19 protein-coding genes are annotated in these 20,817 nt (G+C 70.8%); 10 read left to right on the top strand and 9 right to left on the bottom strand.

From position 1 onward, the window contains the following. Nucleotides 1-12 precede the first annotated feature (12 nt). The 6 genes from pgl to tkt all read right to left on the bottom strand — a co-directional run bounded on the left by pgl (nt 13) and on the right by tkt (nt 8,452). Nucleotides 13-750, bottom strand: a complete 738-nt coding sequence (gene pgl, locus QSK18_RS31830; RefSeq protein ID WP_285626813.1) for a 6-phosphogluconolactonase — start codon at nt 748-750, stop codon at nt 13-15. Next, nucleotides 747-1,676, bottom strand: coding sequence for a glucose-6-phosphate dehydrogenase assembly protein OpcA (locus tag QSK18_RS31835; protein ID WP_232813269.1), 930 nt, complete (start codon nt 1,674-1,676; stop codon nt 747-749). The genes pgl and QSK18_RS31835 overlap by 4 nt, the downstream gene beginning before the upstream one ends. Continuing rightward, nucleotides 1,673-3,217: a glucose-6-phosphate dehydrogenase gene (zwf, locus tag QSK18_RS31840; RefSeq protein WP_285626818.1), complete on the bottom strand. Its 1,545-nt coding sequence runs from the start codon at nt 3,215-3,217 to the stop codon at nt 1,673-1,675. Before zwf ends, QSK18_RS31835 begins: the two co-directional genes overlap by 4 nt. Before the next feature lie 211 nt (nt 3,218-3,428). Then, complete coding sequence (locus QSK18_RS31845; protein ID WP_232813270.1) at nt 3,429-5,108, bottom strand: phosphoglucose isomerase-related protein; 1,680 nt, start codon at nt 5,106-5,108, stop codon at nt 3,429-3,431. Beyond that, on the bottom strand, nt 5,105-6,220 hold the full coding sequence (gene tal / locus QSK18_RS31850; RefSeq protein ID WP_232813271.1) for a transaldolase: 1,116 nt from the start codon (nt 6,218-6,220) through the stop codon (nt 5,105-5,107). Before tal ends, QSK18_RS31845 begins: the two co-directional genes overlap by 4 nt. 129 nt (nt 6,221-6,349) lie before the next feature. After that, nucleotides 6,350-8,452 carry a transketolase gene (gene tkt / locus QSK18_RS31855; protein ID WP_285626827.1) on the bottom strand — a complete coding sequence of 701 codons (2,103 nt, stop codon included), beginning with the start codon at nt 8,450-8,452 and terminating at the stop codon, nt 6,350-6,352. A gap of 362 nt (nt 8,453-8,814) precedes the next feature. Here tkt and QSK18_RS31860 point away from each other — a divergent pair, with 362 nt between their 5' ends. The 3 genes from QSK18_RS31860 to QSK18_RS31870 all read left to right on the top strand — a co-directional run bounded on the left by QSK18_RS31860 (nt 8,815) and on the right by QSK18_RS31870 (nt 13,245). Next, nucleotides 8,815-9,843: a heme o synthase gene (locus tag QSK18_RS31860; protein WP_408623926.1), complete on the top strand. Its 1,029-nt coding sequence runs from the start codon at nt 8,815-8,817 to the stop codon at nt 9,841-9,843. A 103-nt stretch (nt 9,844-9,946) separates the two neighbouring features. Next, nucleotides 9,947-10,843, top strand: coding sequence for an LLM class F420-dependent oxidoreductase (locus QSK18_RS31865; RefSeq protein ID WP_285626835.1), 897 nt, complete (start codon nt 9,947-9,949; stop codon nt 10,841-10,843). A 101-nt stretch (nt 10,844-10,944) separates the two neighbouring features. Beyond that, entirely contained in the window at nt 10,945-13,245 is a 2,301-nt protein-coding gene (locus QSK18_RS31870; RefSeq protein WP_285626838.1) for a putative bifunctional diguanylate cyclase/phosphodiesterase, read from the top strand. Between the two features lie 21 nt (nt 13,246-13,266). Here the strand turns inward: QSK18_RS31870 and QSK18_RS31875 are convergent, their stop codons facing one another. Then, the gene (locus QSK18_RS31875; RefSeq protein WP_232813276.1) at nt 13,267-13,662 is read right to left on the bottom strand and encodes a hypothetical protein; all 396 of its coding nucleotides are present in this window, start codon (nt 13,660-13,662) and stop codon (nt 13,267-13,269) included. 184 nt (nt 13,663-13,846) lie between these two features. Here QSK18_RS31875 and QSK18_RS31880 point away from each other — a divergent pair, with 184 nt between their 5' ends. Next, entirely contained in the window at nt 13,847-14,257 is a 411-nt protein-coding gene (locus QSK18_RS31880; RefSeq protein ID WP_285626844.1) for a Dabb family protein, read from the top strand. Between the two features lie 5 nt (nt 14,258-14,262). Further along, complete coding sequence (locus QSK18_RS31885; RefSeq protein WP_285626847.1) at nt 14,263-15,618, top strand: MFS transporter; 1,356 nt, start codon at nt 14,263-14,265, stop codon at nt 15,616-15,618. An 18-nt stretch (nt 15,619-15,636) separates the two neighbouring features. On the opposite strand, the gene QSK18_RS31890 is transcribed toward QSK18_RS31885, so the two are convergent. Then, nucleotides 15,637-17,109 carry a flavin-containing monooxygenase gene (locus QSK18_RS31890; RefSeq protein ID WP_285626849.1) on the bottom strand — a complete coding sequence of 491 codons (1,473 nt, stop codon included), beginning with the start codon at nt 17,107-17,109 and terminating at the stop codon, nt 15,637-15,639. Between the two features lie 120 nt (nt 17,110-17,229). On the opposite strand from QSK18_RS31890, the gene QSK18_RS31895 reads away from it, so the two are divergent. The 4 genes from QSK18_RS31895 (at nt 17,230) to QSK18_RS31910 (ending at nt 19,157) form a co-directional block, all read left to right on the top strand. After that, nucleotides 17,230-17,535 carry a hypothetical protein gene (locus QSK18_RS31895; protein WP_232813280.1) on the top strand — a complete coding sequence of 102 codons (306 nt, stop codon included), beginning with the start codon at nt 17,230-17,232 and terminating at the stop codon, nt 17,533-17,535. A gap of 17 nt (nt 17,536-17,552) precedes the next feature. Further along, nucleotides 17,553-17,816, top strand: coding sequence for a sulfurtransferase TusA family protein (locus QSK18_RS31900; RefSeq protein ID WP_285626854.1), 264 nt, complete (start codon nt 17,553-17,555; stop codon nt 17,814-17,816). 179 nt (nt 17,817-17,995) lie between these two features. Next, a complete protein-coding gene (locus QSK18_RS31905; protein WP_232813282.1) occupies nt 17,996-18,316 on the top strand; it encodes a histone-like nucleoid-structuring protein Lsr2 in 321 nt (106 codons plus the stop codon). Between the two features lie 67 nt (nt 18,317-18,383). Next, nucleotides 18,384-19,157, top strand: coding sequence for an SDR family NAD(P)-dependent oxidoreductase (locus QSK18_RS31910; protein WP_232813283.1), 774 nt, complete (start codon nt 18,384-18,386; stop codon nt 19,155-19,157). Nucleotides 19,158-20,128: 971 nt separating this feature from the next. Here the strand turns inward: QSK18_RS31910 and QSK18_RS36330 are convergent. After that, nucleotides 20,129-20,671 (bottom strand): pentapeptide repeat-containing protein, encoded by a 543-nt coding sequence (locus QSK18_RS36330; protein ID WP_502894301.1) that lies wholly within the window; start codon nt 20,669-20,671, stop codon nt 20,129-20,131. On the opposite strand from QSK18_RS36330, the gene QSK18_RS31915 reads away from it, so the two are divergent. Continuing rightward, nucleotides 20,610-20,771: a hypothetical protein gene (locus tag QSK18_RS31915; protein ID WP_285626859.1), complete on the top strand. Its 162-nt coding sequence runs from the start codon at nt 20,610-20,612 to the stop codon at nt 20,769-20,771. The two genes, QSK18_RS36330 and QSK18_RS31915, sit on opposite strands and share 62 nt — an antisense overlap. The last annotated feature ends 46 nt before the right edge of the window (nt 20,772-20,817 follow it).

The following is a 20,817-nucleotide window of genomic DNA, read 5'->3' on the forward strand; positions in this document are numbered from 1 at the left end:
TCGCAACGGCTCCTACAGCTTTGAAGCCGCCGCCTGGTCGAGCAGCCACAGCGTGCGCTCGGTGCCGCGCACGGCTCCGGCGGGCAGGTCGACCTCGCCCAGGGCGCCGGCGACGGCCTCCGCCTTCCCCTCGCCTCCGGCGAGCAACCACACCTGACGCGCAGCCGAAATGGCCCCCAGGGTGAGCGAAATGCGCACCGGCGGGGGCTTCGGCGACTCGCGCACCGCGATGGCCGTACCCGACGTCACCGCGTACCCCGGGTGCCCGGGGAACAGGGAGGCGACGTGACCGTCCGGACCGACGCCCAGCATCAGCACGTCGAAGGCCGGGACCACTTCATCGCCAGGCGCGGCCTCGGCCAGCTCAGCGGCGTACGCGGCCGCCGCAGCGTCCACGTCATCGCCGAACGAGCCGTCCGACGGGGCCATCACGTGGACCCGCTCGGGCTCCAGAGGCAGCGCGTCGAGCAGGTACTCGCGGGCCTGCGTCTCGTTGCGCTCCGGGTCGCCGGCGGGCAGGAAACGCTCGTCTCCCCACCACAGGTCCACCCGGCTCCAGTCGACCGCGTCGCGGGCGGGGGAGGCGGCGACGGCCTTCAGCAGGGCACCGCCGTTCGACCCGCCGGTGAGCACGACGTGAGCCTGGCCGCGGGCGGCCTGGGCATCCACCACGACGGTGATCAGCCGGGCGGCCGCGGCGGCGGCCAGCTGCTGACCGTCGGCCAGGACGATCTTCTCGGGGGTGCTCATGCGCCGACCACCGCCCCGACCTTGGGCAGGCCCTTGGTCAGGACGTCGGAGAACAGCTCGTCGGGGTCCAGCCGCCGCAGCTCCTCGGTCAGCGCGTCCACGTCGGTACGCCGGTGCAGCGCCACCCGCCGCACGGGCTGACCCGGCTGCGTCATCGTCGCCACCGTGCCGTCCTCCCGCACGATCGAGACCTCGCCCGAGGCCCGGACCAGGTGCACGCCGACCATGCCGGTGCCGGGCTCGGTGTGCTCCACCCGCACCGGGCAGTCCAGCGCGAAGGCCAGCCAGGCGGCCATCAGCTCGACGCTCGGCTTGTCCGACGCGCCGCGCACCACGGCCTCGGTGACCTCCTCGAACGGAGGCTGGTCGAGGGCGGCCGCCAGGAGCGCGCGCCAGCGGGTCAGCCGGCTCCAGGACAGGTCGGTGGTGCCGGGGGCGACCACCTTGGACAGCTGCTGCAGCGCCGCGGCGGGGTCGGCGGCCTTGGCCGTGTCCACGATCCGGCGGGTGGCCATCGTGCCGATCCGCTCGCTCGTCGGGTCGGCCGGGGGCTCGCCGGCCCACCAGACCACGACCGGCGCGTCCGGCAGCAGCAGCGGCGTGACCAGCGCGGAACCGTGCTCGGCGAGCTCACCGAACAGGCGCAGCACGATCACCTCGCTGGCCCCGGCGTCACCGCCGACCCGGATCTGCGAGTCCAGCCGCGACTCGCCCTCGGTCGAGCCGCGGACGATCACCAGGACCCGGGAGGGGTGCTCGCGGCTGGCGTCGTTGGCGGTGCCGATCGCGTCGTTCGCGCCGGCCTCGTCGGTGACCAGGATCAGCGTGAGCACCCGGCCGAGGGCGACCGCGCCGCTCTCGCCGCGCGCCTCGACCAGTCGCTTGCTGACCTCGTTGGTGGTGGTGTTGGGCAGATCGACGATCACGGGACCCTCCAGCTACGTCCGTCGCGCGCGAGCATGTCGTGGGCCGACGTCGGGCCCCACTGGCCGGGGTAGTACGCCTCCGGCTGCTTGGCGCTGCTCTCCCAGTGCTTGGTGAACGGGTCGAGGATCTTCCAGGAGAGCTCGACCTCCTCGTGCCGCGGGAACAGCGGCGGGTCGCCGAGCAGGACGTCGAGGATCAGCCGCTCGTAGGCCTCGGGGGAGGACTCGGTGAACGACTCGCCGTAGCTGAAGTCCATGTTCACGTCGCGCACCTCCATCGCCGTCCCGGGCACCTTGGAACCGAAGCGGATGGTCACGCCCTCGTCCGGCTGGACCCGGATGACGATGGCGTTCTGACCCAGCTCACCGGTGGCGGTGTTGTCGAAGGGCAGGAACGGCGCCCGCTTGAACACCACCGCGATCTCGGTGACGCGGCGGCCCAGGCGCTTGCCGGCCCGCAGGTAGAACGGCACCCCGGCCCAGCGGCGGGTGTCGATGTCCAGGCGCAGCGCGGCGAAGGTCTCGGTGATCGAGTCCGGTGCGATGCCGTCCTCCTCGAGGAACCCGGCCACCGCCTCGTTGCCCTGGTAGCCGGCCGAGTACTGGCCGCGGGCGGCCGCGGTGTCCAGGTCGGCGGGCACCCGCACGGCCGAGAGCACCTTCTCCTTCTCGGCCCGCAGGTCCTTGGCGTCGAAGGAGATCGGCTCCTCCATCGCGGTCAGCGCGAGCAGCTGGAGCAGGTGGTTCTGGATCACGTCGCGGGCCGCGCCGATGCCGTCGTAGTAGCCGGCCCGGCCGCCGATGCCGATGTCCTCGGCCATGGTGATCTGCACGTGGTCGACGTAGTGGGAGTTCCAGATCGGCTCCCACAGCTGGTTGGCGAAGCGCAGCGCCAGCAGGTTCTGCACCGTCTCCTTGCCCAGGTAGTGGTCGATCCGGAAGACCGAGTCGGCCGGGAACACCGACTCCACCACCTGGTTCAGCTCCCGCGCGGACTGCAGGTCGTGGCCGAACGGCTTCTCGATCACCACGCGGCGCCAGGAGTCACCGTCCTGCTCCGACAGTCCGGCCCGCGCGAGCTGCTTGGTCACCACCGGGAACGCGCTCGGCGGGATCGACAGGTAGAAGGCGTGGTTGCCGGCCGTGCCGCGGCTGGAGTCGAGCTCGCGCAACACCTCGGCGAGCCGGTCGAACGCGGCGTCGTCGTCGAAGTTGCCGGTGACGAAGCGCAGGCCCTCGGCCAGCTGGTCCCACACCTCGGTGCGGAACGGCGTACGCGCGTAGCGGCTGACCGACGAGCGCACCTGCTCGGCGAACTCGGCGTCCGACCACTCCCGGCGGCCGTAGCCGACCAGGGAGAAGCCCGGCGGCAGCAGGCCGCGGTTGGCCAGGTCGTAGATGGCCGGCATCAGCTTCTTGCGGGCCAGGTCGCCGGTGACCCCGAACATCACCAGGCTGGAGGGCCCGGCGATCCTGGGGAGCCTGCGGTCACGGTCGTCGCGCAGCGGGTTCTCGCTGGCAGTCACCCGGGTCGGGCTCACCGATCTTCCTCTCAGAGCTTCCAAAAAATGTTTGAGGACGTCCGTGGGCCTGTTTGCTGCCCGTCCGGCCGGTGGTGGTTGGTCACCGGACCGGGCCCTCTAGATCAGGCAATTCCAGCAGAGCCGGCGGCATTCCCGTCAAGTGCACGCGAAGGGTGGGCCTGCTCGTCAGATGAACGGCAGACCCACCCTCCGTCGGGTTGGTGCGGTACTACCGGCTGAGCACCTGGATCAGCTTGGCCAGGCCGGCCTCACGGTCGGCCAGGTGCAGGCGCAGCACCGGGCGGTCGTGCTCGGCCAGCACCGTGGCGTCGCCGGCGGCCTGCGCCGAGATCAGCTGCCCGAAGGTGAACGGCCGGTCCGGGATCTCCAGGTCCTGCGCGCTGTCCGCGGTGATCTGGAGGTAGACCCCGACCGGGGCGCCACCCTTGTGGAACTGCCCGGTCGAGTGCAGGAACCGCGGCCCCCACCCGAAGGTGACGGGGCGGCCCGTGCGCTTGGCCAGCGCGTCCCGCACCCCGGCCAGCTCGCCCTCGGCGAGCCGGTCGAGGTAGGCCATGACGGCCAGGTAGCCGCGGCCCGGCAGTTCGCCGAGCAGCGCGTCCACGGCCGCCTCGACCGTGGTGGCGCCCTTGAGCAGACCGGCGGTGGCGCGGATCTCGATGCCGCCGTCGACCACGTCGGCCGGCACCGGCGCGGGGGTGGCGTCCAGGAGGCCGCGCGCGGCCACCTTCGCGCTCTCCACGTCGGGCTGGTCGAACGGGTTGATCCCGACCAGGCGCCCGGCCACCGCGGTGGCGTACTCCCAGAGCAGGAACTGCGCACCCAGCGGGCCGTCCACGGTGACCGCGGCGGCCACGGAGCCCTCCGCCGCAGCGGCGGTGGCGTCCGAGCCGATCGGCACCAACCGCACCACGACGGTGTCGTCGCCGGGGGCGGTGACGTCCGGGGCGGTGGGGGAGGCGACGACCGGCAGCAGGCCGGTGCCCTCCTTACCGGTCGACTCGGCGATCAGCTGCTCGGCCCAGTCGCCGAAACCGTCGATCCCCGAGCCGTGGTCGGCAAAGATGATCTTGTCGCGGAAGCCTCCGCCGGGGGCGGGGGAGCCACCGATCGCCGCGCCGAGCACCAGGGCCGGGTTGGCCTCGGTGTCCTCGGCCAGCTGGTCGGCCACGCCGGCCGCCTCGTCGAGCAGGGCGCCGATGTCGGCCCCGGCCAGACCCGAGGGCACCAGACCGAACGCGGTCAGCGCCGAGTAGCGCCCACCGATCGTCGGGTCGGCCTGGAAGATCGCCCGGTAACCGGCCTCCTGGGAGGCCTTCTCCAGCGGCGAGCCCGGGTCGGTGACGACCACGATGCGGGTCTTCGCGTCGATCCCGGCCGCGGTGAAGGCGGCCTCGAAGACCCGGCGCTGGCTGTCGGTCTCGACCGTGCCGCCGGACTTGCTGGAGACCACGATGACCGTGCGCTCCAGCTCGACCAGGGCCGAGCGGACCTGCGCGGGATCGGTGGTGTCGAGCACCACCAGGTCCACGCCGGCCGTCTTGGTGATCACCTCGGGCGCCAGCGACGAGCCGCCCATGCCGCACAGCACGACCCGGTCGACACCCTCGGCGGCCAGTTCGGCCCGCAGGGTCTCGATCGGCTCGACCAGCGGCCGCGAGGAGTCGGCCAGACCGACCCAGCCCAGTCGCACCGAGGCCTCGGAGACCGCGGCCTCACCCCACAGCGTGGGGTCCTTCTGCGCGATCCGGGAGGCCACCTGGTCGGCGACCAGGGTGGGCAGGTGCTTCTCCAGCGCCTTCAGCGTGTCGGCACCGGCCGGCGTGACGACCACGTCGGCCGCCACGTCGTCGGCCGGCCACACCGATTCGTCAGAGGCCTCGCTCATGCCCGGGCCTTGGCGCGCTCGAGCTCGTCGGTGACGGTGCCGAGCAGCTCGGCCCAGCTCTTCTCGAACTTGTCCAGGCCCTCGACCTCGAGCAGGTTCACCACGTCGTTGTAGTCGACGCCGACGCCGGCCAGGGCGTTCATCGTCTCGGTGGCGGCGGCGTAGGAACCGGTGATCGAGTCACCCTTGATCACGCCGTGGTCGAAGGTGGCCTCGAGGGTGGCGCCCGGCATGGTGTTGACGGTGTCCTTCGCGACCAGCTCGGTCACGTAGAGGGTGTCCGGGAGCTTCGGGTCCTTGACGCCGGTGGAGGCCCACAGCGCGCGCTGCGGGTGGGCGCCGGCCGCGGCCAGCTCGGCCCAGCGGGCGGTCGCGATGGACTCCTCGTAGACCTGGTAGGCGAGCTGCGCGTTGGCGACGCCGGCCTTGCTCTTGAGCGCGAGGGCCTCGTCGGTGCCGATCGCGGTCAGGCGCTTGTCGATCTCGGTGTCCACGCGGGAGACGAAGAACGAGGCGACGGAACGGATCGTGGACAGGTCGATGCCCTTGGCCTTGGCCTGCTCCAGGCCGGCCAGGTAGGCGTCGATGACCGCGCGGTAGCGCTCGAGCGAGAAGATCAGCGTGACGTTGACGCTGATCCCCTCGGCGATCACGGCGGTGATCGCGGGCAGGCCCTCGAGGCTGGCCGGGATCTTGATCATCGCGTTCTTGCGGTCGACGGTCGCCCACAGCTTCTTGGCCGAGTCGATCGTGCCGTCGGTGTCGCGGGCCAGCCGCGGGTCGACCTCGATCGAGACCCGGCCGTCCTGGCCGTCGGTCGCGTCGTACAGCGGCTTGAACACGTCGCACGCGGAACGCACGTCGTCGGTGGTGATCTCGAAGACCGCCAGGTCGACGTCCGCGTTCTTGGCGGCCAGACCGTCCACCTGGGACTGGTAGCGGTCACCCTTGGCCAGGGCGTTGGCGAAGATCGTCGGGTTGGTGGTGACCCCGAGGATGTTGCGCTCGTCGATCAGCTTCTGCAGGTCGCCGCTCTCCAGGAGTTCCCGGGAGAGGTCGTCCAGCCAGACCGAGACGCCGTGGGCGGCAAGGTCCTGTACGGGGTTGGTCATTGAGATGTGCCTCCTGTTGCGGGTGCCGTGCGGCGGCCGCACGGCTCATCGTCGGACCGGGCCGGCCGCCTGTGACAACCTCGGCACAGGCGGCGGACCGGGTGGTGCTGGAACTGCTGGTACCGGCTGTTACTCGGTGCCGCGCAGGCTCTCCTTGGCGGCCTCGTACACCGCGTCCGCGGTCACGCCGTACTCCTTGAAGATGCGCTTGTAGTCGGCGGAGGCGCCGTAGGTCTCGACCGAGACGCTGCGGCCGGCGTCGCCGACGATCTCGCGCCAGCCCAGGGACAGGCCGGCCTCCACCGAGACGCGGGCCTTCACGGTGTGCGGGAAGACGCTGGCCTTGTAGTTGGCGTCCTGCTCGTTGAACCACTCGAAGCAGGGCAACGACACGACCCGGGTCGGGATTCCCTCGGCCTGCAGGCGCTCCCGCGCCTCGACCGCGAGCTGGACCTCGGAACCGGTGCCGACCAGGATCACCTTCGGGTCGCCGCCGTCGGCCTCGGCCAGGACGTAGCCACCCCGGGCCACACCCTCGGCGCCGTTGAAGCCGGGGGCCTCACGGTCGAAGGTGGGCAGGTTCTGGCGCGAGAGGATCAGGCCGACCGGGCCGGAGTTGCGCTCCAGGTTGGTGCGCCACGCCCAGGCCGTCTCGTTGGCGTCGGCCGGGCGCACGATCGACAGGTTCGGGATCGCCCGCAGCGCGGCCAGGTGCTCGACCGGCTGGTGCGTCGGGCCGTCCTCGCCCAGACCGATGGAGTCGTGGGTCCAGACGTAGGTGACCGGGATGTTCATCAGCGACGTGAGCCGGACGGCGCCGCGCATGTAGTCGCTGAACTGCAGGAACGTACCGCCGTAGGGGCGGGTGTTCCCGTGCAGGCGGATCCCGGCCAGGATCGAGCCCATCGCGTGCTCGCGGATACCGAAGTGCAGCGTGCGGCCGTAGGGGTTACCGGTCCACGTGTCGGTCGAGCGGTGCGACGGGACGAACGACGGCTCGCCCTTCATCGTGGTGTTGTTGGACTCGGCCAGGTCGGCCGAGCCGCCCCACAGTTCGGGCAGCACCGGGGCCAGGGCGTCGAGGACGGCGCCGGAGGCCTTACGGGTGGAGACGTCCTTGCCGGCCGGGAAGGTCGGGATGGCCTTCTCCCAGCCGTCGGGCAGCCGGCCCGCGGAGAGGCGCTCGTGCAGGGCGGCCTGCTCGGGGTTCGCGGCCTCCCAGGCCTTGAAGCCCTCCAGCCAGGCGGTCTTCGCCGCGGCGCCGCGGGTGACCGCGCCCCGGACGTGCTCGAAGACCTCGGGCTCGACGTAGAAGTCCTGGTCGGCCGGGAAGCCGAGCAGCTCCTTGGTGGCCTTGATCTCGTCCAGGCCGAGCGCGGAACCGTGCGAGGCACCGGTGCCCTGCTTGGTCGGGGCGGGCCAGGCGATGATCGTGCGCAGCAGGATGATCGACGGCTTGGAGGTCTCGGCCTTGGCCGCCTCGAGCGCGTCGTGCAGGGCCTGCACGTCCTCGACGTACTCGCCGGTGACGGTCCAGTCGACCTTCTGGACGTGCCAGTTGTACGCCTCGTAGCGCTTGGCGACGTCCTCGGTGAAGGCGATGTCGGTGTCGTCCTCGATGGAGATGTGGTTCTGGTCGTAGATCACGACCAGGTTGCCCAGCTCCTGGTGACCGGCGATCGAGGAGGCCTCGGCGGTGACGCCCTCCTGGAGGTCACCGTCGGAGGCGATCACGTAGATGTTGTGGTCGAACGGGCTGGCGCCCGGCGCGGCCTCGGGGTCGAACAGGCCACGCTCACGACGGGCGGCCATCGCCATGCCGACCGCGGAGGCCAGACCCTGGCCCAGCGGGCCGGTGGTGATCTCGACGCCGGCCGTGTGGCCGTACTCCGGGTGACCGGGGGTCAGCGAGCCCCAGGTGCGCAGGGCCTTCAGGTCTTCCAGCTCCAGGCCGTAGCCGGCCAGGAACAGCTGGACGTACTGGGTGATGCTGGAGTGCCCGGCGGACAGGACGAAGCGGTCCCGGCCGACCCAGTTCGGGTCCTGCGGGTCGTGCCGCATGACCTTCTGGTAGAGCATGTAGGCGGCGGGAGCGAGGCTCATGGCCGTACCCGGGTGCCCGTTGCCGACCTTCTGCACCGCGTCCGCGGCGAGCAGGCGCACGGTGTCGACCGCGCGCTTGTCCAGGTCGGTCCACTCGAAGGTGGCGCTAGTTGCCGCGGTGTCTGTCACGACGATCTGGATCCTTCCCTTACATGGTTTTCTCAAGATCGAGCCTAGTCCGCCGTACGGGGTACGTCGGTTCCAGGCGCGCGTGAACTCTGTCAGGCCGACGAGGGCCGCTGATGTCCGGACAGACCAAACGCGGGGTGAGTGCGGTCACGGCCTTCCGGAACACTTCCGGATCCGACTTCGGAACACATCCGGCCCGGCTGAACTGGGACAACGCATGATCCCCGAATCCGCCCAGGTTCAGGGCTGGGGTTACCAGGCGGTTCTGCCGACCTTTGAACAGCGTTACGGGGTGCCGCCGCATTCCGGCCCTGGGGCCCCGCGTAGAGTGACGCCGACCGAACTTGAACATCGAGGGAACTGTGACTGCTGTCGAACCTCGCCCGGCGCCGCCCTCGGGACTGACGGCGCCGCCCAGGCATGTCCCGACCGTGCCCGCGCTGAGGGCCGCCTTCCCGGAACTGGAGGGGGAGAGCGAGCTCTTCCTGGTCCAGGCCCGGCGCTCGCGCAAGCTGCGCCGGACGGTGATGGCGTACATCGCGCTGACCAAGCCCCGGATCATCGAGCTGCTGCTGGTCACCACGGTGCCCGCGATGATGCTGGCCGAGCGCGGCGTGCCCTCGCTCTGGCTGGTCCTGGCCACCCTCTTCGGTGGGTCGCTGGCCGCGGGCAGTGCCAACGCGCTGAACATGTACATCGACCGCGACATCGACGCGGAGATGAAGCGCACGGTCAAGCGCCCGCTGGTGACCGGTGAGGTCAGCCCGCGCGGGGCGCTCACCTTCGGCCTGGCGCTCGGCGCGATCTCCGTGGCCGTGCTGGCCGTGCTGGTCAATCCGCTCTCGGCGGTGCTGGCGCTGGCCGCGATCCTGCTCTACGTGGTCGGCTACACGATGATCCTCAAGCGCCGCACCCCGCAGAACATCGTCTGGGGCGGGGTGGCCGGCTGCCTGCCCACCCTGATCGGCTGGTCGGCCGTCACCAACAGCCTCAGCTGGGCGCCGTTCGTGCTGTTCGGCATCGTGTTCCTCTGGACACCGCCGCACTACTGGCCGCTGTCGATGAAGTACAAGGACGACTACGCCAACGCCGGGGTCCCGATGCTGCCGGTGGTCGCCGACCCGAAGGTCGTGGGCAAGCAGATCGTGGCCTACTCCTGGGCCATGGTGCTCTGGTCGTTCCTGCTGATCCCGGCGGCCGACACCGGCTGGGTGTACCCGGTGGGGGCGGTCCTGTCCGGCGGGTACTTCCTCTACGAGGCCCACCAGCTGAACGGCCGCGCGCAGCGGGAAGAGCGTGAGCTCAAGCCGATGCGCCTGTTCCACGGCTCGATCACCTATCTCACGGTGATCTTCCTCGCAGTCGCGATCGACCCGCTGCTGCGTTTCTGAACCACCGCTCGAAAAGGGGCCCGAGGACGTCCTCAGGCCCCTTTTCGTTTTGTCCCGCACTTGAAGGGGAGCACCCTCCGTTTCGGGTGCGATGCTGGCGGTCATGGACTTCGGACTTCAGGTACCCAACTTCACCTGGGAAGGCGGGCCGGCGCAGCTGGGCCGCACGTTCGGCCGGATCGCGCGGGACGCGGACCAGGCCGGGCTGTCCAGCTTCTGGGTGATGGACCACTTCTTCCAGATCTTCGGCGACCCCGAGCAGGAGATGCTCGAGGGCTACACCGCCCTGGCCTACGCCGCGGCGCTGACCGAGCGGATCACCCTCGGCACCATGGTCACCGGGGTGACGTACCGCCACCCCGGTCTGCTGATCAAGACCGTCACCACGCTCGACGTGCTCTCCGGCGGCCGGGCCTGGCTGGGGATCGGCGCGGCCTGGAACGACGAGGAGCACCGGGGCCTCGGCGTTCCCTACCCGCCTACGGCTGAGCGGTTCGAGCGCCTGGAAGAAACTCTTCAGATCGGCCGGCAGATGTGGGCCGGTGACCAGAGTCCCTTCGAGGGAAAGCACTATCAGCTGGAACGCCCGATCAACTCGCCGCAGTCGCTGAGCCGCCCGCACCCGCGCATCCTGGTCGGGGGCAGTGGCGAGAAGAAGACACTGCGCCTGGTGGCTCAGTACGCCGACGCCTGCAATCTCTTCGACGCCGGCCCGGAGGTCCTGGCCCACAAGATCGAAGTGCTCAAGGGCCACTGCGAGGACGTCGGGCGCGACTATGCGGACCTTCACAAGTCGGTGCTGAGCACCTTGTTCCTCAGCCGCGACGGAGCGGGCGACAGCGAGACGCCGGCCCAGGCGGTCGAGCGGCTGGCCCGGCTCGGCGAACTGGGGGTCGACGAGGTCATGGTGAACTCGCGGGTGGTCGCCGAACCCGGCATCTTCGACCTCTTCGCCGAAGTCGCTGAGGAACTGGGCCGAGTGGTCCCGCAGGGACGCTGAGTTCCCGGGCGCTGCTCCGGGCGGGTGAACACGCCCGCCGCGGCGCAGATCCGGTCACCCTCAGTGCTTGATTGCTCAATGACCGTGCCGACGGGACGGTCATGAAAGACACGGCGAGCCCTGCGGCCCGACAGATCAGGCTCGCCGTCCCGCTCCTGGTGTACCTGGCGCTGGCCCTGCTGGCGGTGTTCACGCCCCTGCAGCCGTACCTGTGGCTGATCGGGGCCTGGCTGGCGGTGGCCGCCACGGTGCTGGGGGTCAGACGGTACCGGCCGGCCGAGCGGATCAGCTGGTTCCTGGTGGCGGGGTTGCTGGCCAGCTGGGGCGGGTGGGGTCTGATCAGCGCAGTAGCCCCGGACGCGATGGGGTTGGCCTCGGCCGTCGGGCTGTTCGGCCAGGTGTGCTGTGCCGGGCTGGTTCTGCGGTTGCTGTGGATCCGGCGTTCGGCGAACCGGACGGACGTGAAGAAGGCGCGTTCCGGCTGGTTCCCCGGTGCGGTCGAGGAGTTCAGCCGCCCCTACGACCGGTTCCTGCGTTTTGCCGACGTGCTGCTGCTCGCCGGGGTCTGCGGGCTGATCGTGGCTCAGGTGCTGACCACCGCCCGGCACCAGCCCACCGGTGTCTCCGCCGTCACCGCGATCCTGCCGGCCGGCAAGGTCGTGCTGGCCGGGGTGCTCGTGCACCTGCTGGTCAGCCGCGACCGGCTGCCCCGGGCCACCGTGCTGGGGGTGACCGCCGCGCTCCTGAGCGTGGTGCAGGACCTGGTGCTCGGCAGCGGCACGGAGGCCCCGTTCCAGCAGTACGTGGGCGAACTGGCCACCCTGGCGGTGCTCTGGATCTTCGTCTGGATCCCGCTGGAACCCTCGATGACCAAGGTGTTCGCACCGGCCGAGGGCAAGCTGCGTTCGGAGTCCTCCCGTCTGCTCTCACTGATGCCGGTGATCACCGTCCCGGTCCTGCTCTACGTGATCGGCCGCGACGACGCCGGCCGGCTGCCGAGCCTGGTCTACGTCCTGGCCGCCGTCCTGGCCGGGGCGGTCGCCCTGGCCCGGGCCGCGGCCGCGGTCCTGGACAACGAGCGGCTGGCCGTGCGCGACTGGTACACCGGCCTGCTGAACCGCCGGGGCCTGGCGCTGGCCTTCCGCGCCACGGCTCCCCAGGTCCGCGAGCCGTGGCTGATGACGCTGATCGACGTGGACGACTTCAAGCAGGTCAACGACACGTTCGGGCACCACGCCGGGGACGAGCTGCTGGTCCAGGTGGCCCGCCGGCTCCGCCAGAGCGTCGGCGCCGAGGCGGTCATCAGCCGCACCGGTGGCGACGAGTTCGTGCTGCTCCTGCCGCCCGGGCACGCCTCGGTAGAGACCACCGTGAGCCAGGTGTTCTCGGCCCCGTTCACCGTGGCCGGGCACAGCATGCCGGTGCGGGCCAGCGCCGGGGTGACCCGGTTCGACGGGGGCGCCGACGAGGCCGAGGTGTTCACCGAGGTCGACATCGCGCTGTACGCGGCCAAGGCGGCCGGCAAGAACGCGGTCCTGCCCTACGACCCGAAGCACCGCGAGCAGGTGCTCGGCCGGCAGAAACTGATCGACGACCTGCGCCGCACCCTGGACGGCGACACCTCGGCGGGCACCTTCGAGGTGCACTACCAGCCGCTGGTCGAGCTGGGCACCGGGCTGATCACCGGGTGCGAGGCGCTGATCCGCTGGCGTCACCGCCGGCGCGGGCTGGTCCGCCCCGACGAGTTCTTCGCCCTGGCCGAGACCTCCGGGATGGCCGGTGACCTGGACCGCTGGGTGCTCCTGGAGGCGCTGCACCAGGTGGCGGCCTGGGAGGCCGAGGGGATCGGCTCGATCTACGTCAGCGTGAACCTGGGACGCACCAGCATGCTCGACCCGCAGCTGGCCGACGTCACCCTGGAGAGCCTGCGTCACACCGGGGTGCGGCCGCAGCAGCTGCACCTGGAGATCACCGAGCACGACGAGCTGCCGCCCGAGGCCGGCGCCCTCACCCTGGCCCTGCTCACCGAGGCCGGGGTCCGGGTCAGCCTGGACGACTTCGGGATCGGCTACACCTCACTGAACTACCTGCACCGCTACCCGGTGCGCCAGCTCAAGCTGGACCGCTCGATCACCAGCAACCTGCAGACCTCGCCCTCCTCCCCGTTGCTCGAGGGGATCGTCGCGCTGGCCCGGTCGCTGCAGGTCGACGTGGTGGCCGAGGGGATCGAGACCGAGCCGCAGCGCGAGCGGCTGGCCGACCTGGGCATCGCCTACGGCCAGGGTTACCACCTGTGCCGGCCGCAGCCGGCCGCGGCGATGACCGCCCTGCTGCGTGAGGCCGGCCCGGCCAAGCGCATCGCCTTCCCGCGCGAGCCCGTGGCCGTTGACCTGCCCGCCTGACGCCTGACTGATGGCCCGTGGTCAGACGCGTTCGGGCACCCGGGCCGGCAGCACGGTGGCCAGGAAGCGATGGGGCGTGTTCTGGTACTGACGGCGCAGGTGGTAGCCGTGTTCGCTGTTGTCCAGGCCCACCGTGAGGTACTTCGCCAGGGGTGAGGCGGAGCTGGTGCCGCCGTGCACCTTGGCGAACCAGAACTCGCTGCCCGGGTGCAGGTGGTCCTTGCGCAGGGCATCCACGATCTCGGCCATCGGGAAGTGCCCGGCCTCGTCGGTGAAGGCCTCGCCGACCTCCGCCGGGAAGTCGTCCTCGCAGGTCAGGAAGCCGGCCGAGGAACCGAAGATGTTCCGGATGTCCTGCTCGGCGGTACCCGCGTACGTGGTGTCGTCGCTGGCGTAGAACGACATCTTGCCGGTCATGGTGCCTCCCGGGTTCGGCTGCTTCAGGGAGTTCTCGGCACCTGCCGACGCCGGGCTGACCCGTTCCCGCCGCAATCCGTCGAACTGCGGACTTGAGGCGCGCGGACCGGACGTGCCTTGCCAGGCCCGCACCCCGCGTCCACTGCTGTAAGTGAGTACTCACTCACTACTTCAGGAGGCAGTCATGATCTTCCACACCATCCGGTTCTCGATCCGCCCCGGTGTCACGCCCGAGCAGGTCGAGGAGGCGCTGGCCAGCCTGCGGCGCCAGGGAGCCGGCATCGCCGCGGTGAAGTCGTACGTCGTCGGCCCCCACGTGGGCGAGGGCTTCGACTACGGCGCCACCTTCGTGATCGAAGACCTGGCCGGGTACGAGGAGTACATGCTCTCCCCGCTGCACCGGCACACCGACGAGATCGGCCTGCCGCTGGTCGACGACATGGTCTCGTTCGACATCCTCGACGACCCGGACCCGGAGGCCGGGGCGAAGATCACCAGGATTCACCAGGACCGCTTCGCCAACGACCCGGGCCTGACCGAGCTCATCCAGAACCTGGGCTCGTACTCCGCAGGTACGCACAGCCACCAGGGGTGAGGCGGATGACCGTCTCTGTTGAGGAGACCGCTCCGGCGGGCACCGTGTCGGCGGTGCTCGGGCTGCTCGTCGGTCTGGCGATCAGTGGATCCTCCGCTGTCGCGGTGGTCCTGCCGGCGGCCGCAGCAGACCCGGGCCTGGATATGTCAGGAGCAGTCTCGGCCTGGGTGCTGAGCGGCTACGCCCTGATGCTGGCGGTATTCACCCCGGTCTTCGGGCGGCTGGCTGATCTGCTCGGCCTACGGCGGCCGATCGTGGCCGGGGTCAGCGTGATGGCCCTGGGCGCCGCCGGATCCGCGCTGGCCACCAACGGCTCGCTGTTGATCGCGGCCCGGCTGGTGCAGGGCGTCGGCGCAGCGTCGGTCACCGTGCTGGGAGCGGCCCTGATCAGCCGGCTCTTCGACGGACCCGCCCGGGCCACCATGCTCGGGCGGGTCGCCGGCCTCGGTGCTGCGATCAGTGCGCTCGCGCCGCTGCTGGCCGGTCTGCTGGAGGGCGCCGTGGGCTGGCGCCCGGTCGTTGCCCTGCCCGCGATCGCCCTGTTCCTGCTGCCTCTGCTGCTGCGCCTCACCCCGGCGGAGCGTGGCGAGCCCGGGCGGTTCGACCTGCCCGGCGCTACGTACCTGATCGCCTCCGCCGCCGGCGCGATCCTGCTGATCCAGGCCCCTTCGAACGGCGCTGCGATCGGCTTCGCCGGTGGGCTGGCACTGGTGCTCGGGCTCCCGTTGCTGGTTCGGCATGTCCGGGCCGGCGGGCAGTTCCTTCCCCGAGCGGTGGTCACCAGCCGCGCCGTGATCCTGGGCGCCACTGCGGCCGCGGGCATTCCCGCGGCCTGGTTCGCCCTGCTCGTGGCCGTGCCGGGCAGCCTGGCCGACCAACAGTGGAGTGCCCGGCAGATCGGGTTCGCCCTGCTGCCCGCCGCTCTCGCCGCTCTGACCGCGATCTGGACCTCGCGGCCGGTGATCGCCCGCCTGGGAACCGATCTCACCCTGCTGAGCGCCGCGGGCCTCGCCGCCGTTGCGCTAGGCACTGCGGCCCTGGGGGAGTGGTCCTCGTCTCCCGCGCTGCTCATGCTCTCCGTGGCCCTGGTCGCCCTGGCCTTCGGTCACGGACAGCCCGCGATGATGGCCCACGTCGGCGCCGTCACCCCGGGCGAACTTCGAGGAGCAGCGCTAGGAATCGCCACCCTCGTCTTCCTCACCGGCGGCAGCATCGGATCTGCGCTCGCCGGTGGGCTGGACGGGGTAGCGGCCGACTGGCTCACCCCTGCGCTCACCGCTCTGCTGCCGCTGGGCGGGGTGATGGCCGCGCTCGTTCTGCGGCGCTCAGAGCTGGGCCCGGCCCAGCCGGGCCACCGCTAGCGGGGTGATGTCCCCCGATTAGCTTTCCAGGCCGTGCTTTCTCAACAGCCGGGTGCCCACGTCGCGATAGGACGACGGGTCGACCGGGAGCAGCCACTGACGCGCCTTGGTGAGCGGACCGACGTCCAAAAGCAGGTCACTCAGCACTTCGTCGATGTTGTGCATGGAGAAGGGGATGACGCTGGTGCCGCGGGCGTGCTTGCCGGCGCTGAACTGTTCCATCCAGCGCAGGTGCTCGCCCACCTGGGCCCGCATCTCCTCGGCCGGAGGCAGGTCGAGCCCGCCGAGCAGGTGGGCGGCGATCCAGGCGGCAGCCATCTCCGCGCCGAGCGGGCTGAAGAACGATGAGTTGTAGCCGGCGAAGGTCAGGCGGGGTACGTCGGGGGGCAGGATGTGCCGGTAGAGCACGAAGTTGCCACGGTCGTCCTGCAGCCGGGCGATCAGGTCGGGGGAGAAGAAGGGCACCTGCTGGTCGAAACCGGTTCCGCAGAGCACCAGGTCGGCCGGGACCGTCCGCCCCGACCCGAGCCGCGCGTGCGGACGTCCGTCGACTGCGCACAACTCGCTGACCGTTTCGTCGCGGTGCACCCGCAGGGTGCCGTCGGCGACCCGTTCGAAGAACTCCTCGGTGACCAGACTCACCGTGCTGCGGGCGATCTGGTCGAAACTGCCGTCCGGGACCAGGCCCAGGCGCTGCAGGTCGAGCTGTCGCACCACGGCGTTCTGCACCGTGCCCAGCATCACCTGGGTACCGCCGGAACCCGGCCCGTGCAGCAGCTTCTCGAACCGGGTGGGCCTCAGGTAGGGGAACAGGCCCTCGCCCATCCGGGTCAGCAGCAGGTACTTGTAGTTGAGGACCCCGCCGAGCCGGCGCGGCATCTTCCACAGAAGGCGCCGCGCCACGACCGCGGTGCTGCGGGCGACCCCGCTGACCGCCACCGCCACGTCGCAGGCGGACTTCCCGTAGCCGACCACCACCACGTCCCGGTCACGGGCCTGCTCCAGCTCCACGAATTCCGATGTGGCGCAGACCCTCCCGCCCGCAGCCTCGAACTCGGTGCGCCCGGGGTAGACCGGTACGGCGGGCCGGGAGAAGATGCCGTTGGCCACCACCAGGTGGTCGAAGGTGTGGGTCTCCCGGGTGGGGCCGGTGACCAGGGTCCAGCCGTGCTCACCCAGCTCGGCCGAGACCACCTCGGTGTCCAGCCGCAGCACCGGCCCGAGCCCGAACACGGCGACATAACTGTCCAGATAGCGCTGTACCTGTTCACCCGAAGGCCATTCCGGGTAGTGCGGCGGCATCGGAAGTTCCGAGAAGGCGTAGGTGCGTTTGTCGTTCTGCGTGCGCAGCCCCGGATACCGCCGGGTCCGGCTCCACACCCCGCCCACGTCCGGCGCCCGGTCGAACACGGTGACCTGGAATCCGCAGCGCAGCAGCATCCGCGCAGTACCCAGTCCGGCGTAGCCGGCCCCCACAACGGCAACCTTCATCGTGACCCCCTCATCACGGTCCAACTGTTGTGCAGACCGTATGCGACCGGAGTCCGGAGAACGCCTGGTTTCAGCAATCCCACCGATGGGCGCGTCAAGATCGCGGTGTACCGTCGGGCCATGCGTCTACCTACTGCAGCGGTCACCGCCGGCTCTCTCATCGGTGGGTGGCAGGTGGCCCGCCGTACCGGCATCCGGCCGCTGGGTGGGGCCGTGCTCGCGGTGGGCGGGGTGCTGGCCGGCCGGGAGTGGGCCCGCAACACCGATGCCGTCACCACCGGCGCGCTGGTCGCCACCTACGTCGGTGCCTTCGGGCTGTCCCACCCGCTGGCCAAGAAGATCGGTGCCTGGCCCTCGGTGCTCGCCGTCTCGGCGGCCACGGCGGCGGTTTCGTACGCTGCCTCGGACCGGCGGGCCGGCCGCTGACCAGCCCCTCACCGATCGTGGTGGACGGCACCGGAATGCTCTGCGTGCGTCTGCTGATCAAGCTGCGCGGGGTGGTGGCCGGGGCCGAGCCGGGCACGCAGGTGCGGGTGCTGACCACCGACCCGGCGGCCCCGATCGACCTGCCGTCCTGGTGCCATCTGACCGGGCACGAGTACCTGGGTCTGGTCGCCGAGCACCCCGACCACGCGGAGCACGCCCTACGGGTGTCGGCCGGGGCCCGCAGCACCCGCCCCGACCGGCCCTGGCACCTGGAACGCTGAGTCCAGGTCTTTTCCGTGAGCATTCGGTGGCGATTCGTGGGCCATCAGCATTCCTGAGCACGCGGGGAACGTCCGGGTAGTCGTTTACCTCCGTTCGGGTGAATGACGACTCGGCGAATTCGACACGCACCGCCGGCCCGAATTACTTCTTCGGCCTTTCCCGTTCTATGCTCTGAGGCATGGCGCAGAGAACGGTCGTGGAATTCACCGACGACATCAACGGAAAGCCCGCGGCGGAGACGGTCACCTTCGCTCTCGACGGTAAGACGTACGAGATCGACGTCACCGAGAAGAACGCGGCCAAATTGCGTCAGGCTTTCGAGCCCTACACCAACAGTGCGCGCCGGCTGACCAAGTCCGGGCGCACCATCCGCAAGGTCAGCGCCGGGGCCGACACCGCGGCCGTGCGGGCCTGGGCGGCCAGCAACGGCATCGAGGTCTCCTCCCGCGGGCGCATCTCGTCCACCGTGCTCGAGCAGTACCACGCCGCCGGCAACTGACCGGCCCCTGATCGGCAACTGATCAACCCGGTGGTGTGGGGAGATGTGCCCGGACTAGGGTCCGGGCATGCATCCCGCTCTCGACCGGCTGTTCTCCTGCTCCGGCCGCACCGCCCTGATCACCGGCTCCAGCTCGGGCATCGGGCTGAGCATGGCCGAGGCGATCGGGCGGGCCGGGGCCCGGGTGATCCTGGTGGCGCGCCAGGCGGAGCTGCTGGCCCAGAACGCCGAACGACTGCGGGCCGACGGTGTGCAGGCCGGGTGGATCGCCGCCGACCTGTCCGACCGGGCGCAGGTCCAGCGGGTCGCCGAGCAGGCCGCGGCCGAGCACGGTGACATCGACATCCTGCTCCACTCCGCCGGTCTCAACCTGCGGCCGCCCCTGGGCGAGCTCGGCGTCGAGGACTACGACCGGATGATGGCGGTCAACGTGCACGCGGCCTTCCTGCTCGGCCAGGCCTTCGGTCCGGCGATGGCCGAGCGGGGCTGGGGCCGCATCATCAACATCGCGTCGCAGCAGGCCGTGCGCGCCTTCGGCAACAGCGGCGGCTACGGGGTGACCAAAGCCGCGGTCACCGGCCTCACCCGCTCCCAGGCCGAGGCCTGGTCCTCACGGGGCGTCTGCTGCAACGCCGTCGGCCCCGGGTTCGTGCGTACCCCGCTCACCGCAGAGGCTTTCGCGATTCCCGGCCGCGCCGAGGCGCTGGCCGCCCGCACGCAGATCGGCCGCAACGGCGAACTGGACGACTACGCGGGGGTCGCGGTGTGGCTCGCCTCCGACGCCTCGGCCTACGTCACCGGCCAGACGATCTTTGTGGACGGCGGGTTCTCGGTCGCCTGAGGCGCTTTCCTGCCCGTGGCCGACCTCAGCGCGCAGATCGGCCCGCCTGCCCCGGTCACCTGGTCACCTGGTCAAGGGCTCGGGTGTGGGTGCATCAGTGCCTGTGGGCCTGCCCCTGGCTCGTGGGAATGACCTACGCCGCGGGTCGGCTCGCTGTTGGATTGACCTGGGGCGGGCGCGAATTCCATCTGCTTGCTCTCAGCCGTCTTGGGGTTTGCACAAGCAGCTTTGGCCAGCTGTCACCTCTCCACAATGAACCAGCCTGCCTGTAGGGCGTGGGCGCGTCCTCGGCAAACCCGTTGTCTTGCGAGGCCAGACATCCCCGGGTCTGTTGTCCTGCCGGCCGGTGATGCCCGGTGAACACCGGCCGGGACTCGCCGGTGCCGCCCCAGGTGAGCCGGCGCGGGGCCGGGCCCTGCGGATCGACCGGGACCTCCCACACAGCGAACTGGTGAAGCCCGTGCGCTTGGGTCGAGCACGGAGACCGTGACGACCAGGCGGTCGCCGTCGGGCTGCCGGCCGCCCCAGCCCGTTGCGCTAGAGAACCGGCCGGTTGCTCGCCAGCGGCACCCCTCCGGTCGTACCGCAGTCGTCCTTGCCGGCCGAGCCCGACGGCCGGGCCGGACCTGGTCGACTCGGTCCGGTCGACTCGGTCCGGCCGACTCGGTCGACCTGGGTGCCTGGCCCAGCCCGGTGGTCCGGAGGACGAGCTCGCTGCTCGCTAACGGCTTCCCGTCCAGTTCATCTCGTGGCCGTCCTGTCCGGCCGAGCCCGACGGCCGAGCCGGACCTGGTCCTCGCAATCGGGTCCACACCTACCGCAGCCCCCACAACCGGGCCCGCAGCCACCGAGCCTGCAACCGCCAGCATCGCAGCAGCCCCCCTGACTGGTCACGGGTGGCCCGACCGACTCAGTCCGGTCGGCCTGGCCCAGCCCCGTTGGTCTGGAGGACGAGCTTGCTGCTCGCGTGGTTACCGGCACCTTCGCCGCCCGCCCGGGCACCCTGCGCTTCGCCGAGTTGCTGGTGGCGTCGTTGGTCGAGGGTGGGCTCGACGAGCGCGAGGCGGCTTGGAACGGGGGGCGAGCACTCGTAGGTCTACCCGGCCCGGCAGTCCGCCGAAATGGCCGGTAGGGATCTGGATTCCTTCTCCTAAGAGCGCCCTACCCGGTCCATCTCGCGGTCGGCCTGTCCGGCCGAGTCGGCCCCGGGCATTGCGGTCGGCCCGGCTCAGCCCGACCGGCTCGGCCTGGCGCCTGGTCCGACTCATCGCTCGGTAGAACCAGCCACCTGCTTGCTGACGGCGTCCCGTCCGGTGCATTCCCATGGTCGTCCTGTCTGGCCGAGTCCAACGGCCGAGCCGGACCTGGTCGACGCGGACCGCCCGACCGAACGTGGCCTGATCGAACGTGGCCTGATCGAACGTGGCCTGATCGAACGTGGCCTGATCGAACGTGGCCCGATCGAACGTGGCCCGACTGAACTCGGGCCCGACTGAACTCGGCGTGATCGTCACCCTGCTGCTCGTCCTAGCCCGGATCGTCCCGGTGGTCTTCCCGTCTGGTCGTTCCAACCCGACCCTGGCCCCTCCACCGGAGGCGCAGGCACCCGGGTGACCTGGCCAACATCCCCATTCGGCGGGTTGGCGCGGCCCCTACCTGT

This window comes from Kineosporia sp. NBRC 101677 (genome assembly GCF_030269265.1).
Lineage (GTDB): Bacteria > Actinomycetota > Actinomycetes > Actinomycetales > Kineosporiaceae > Kineosporia > Kineosporia rhizophila.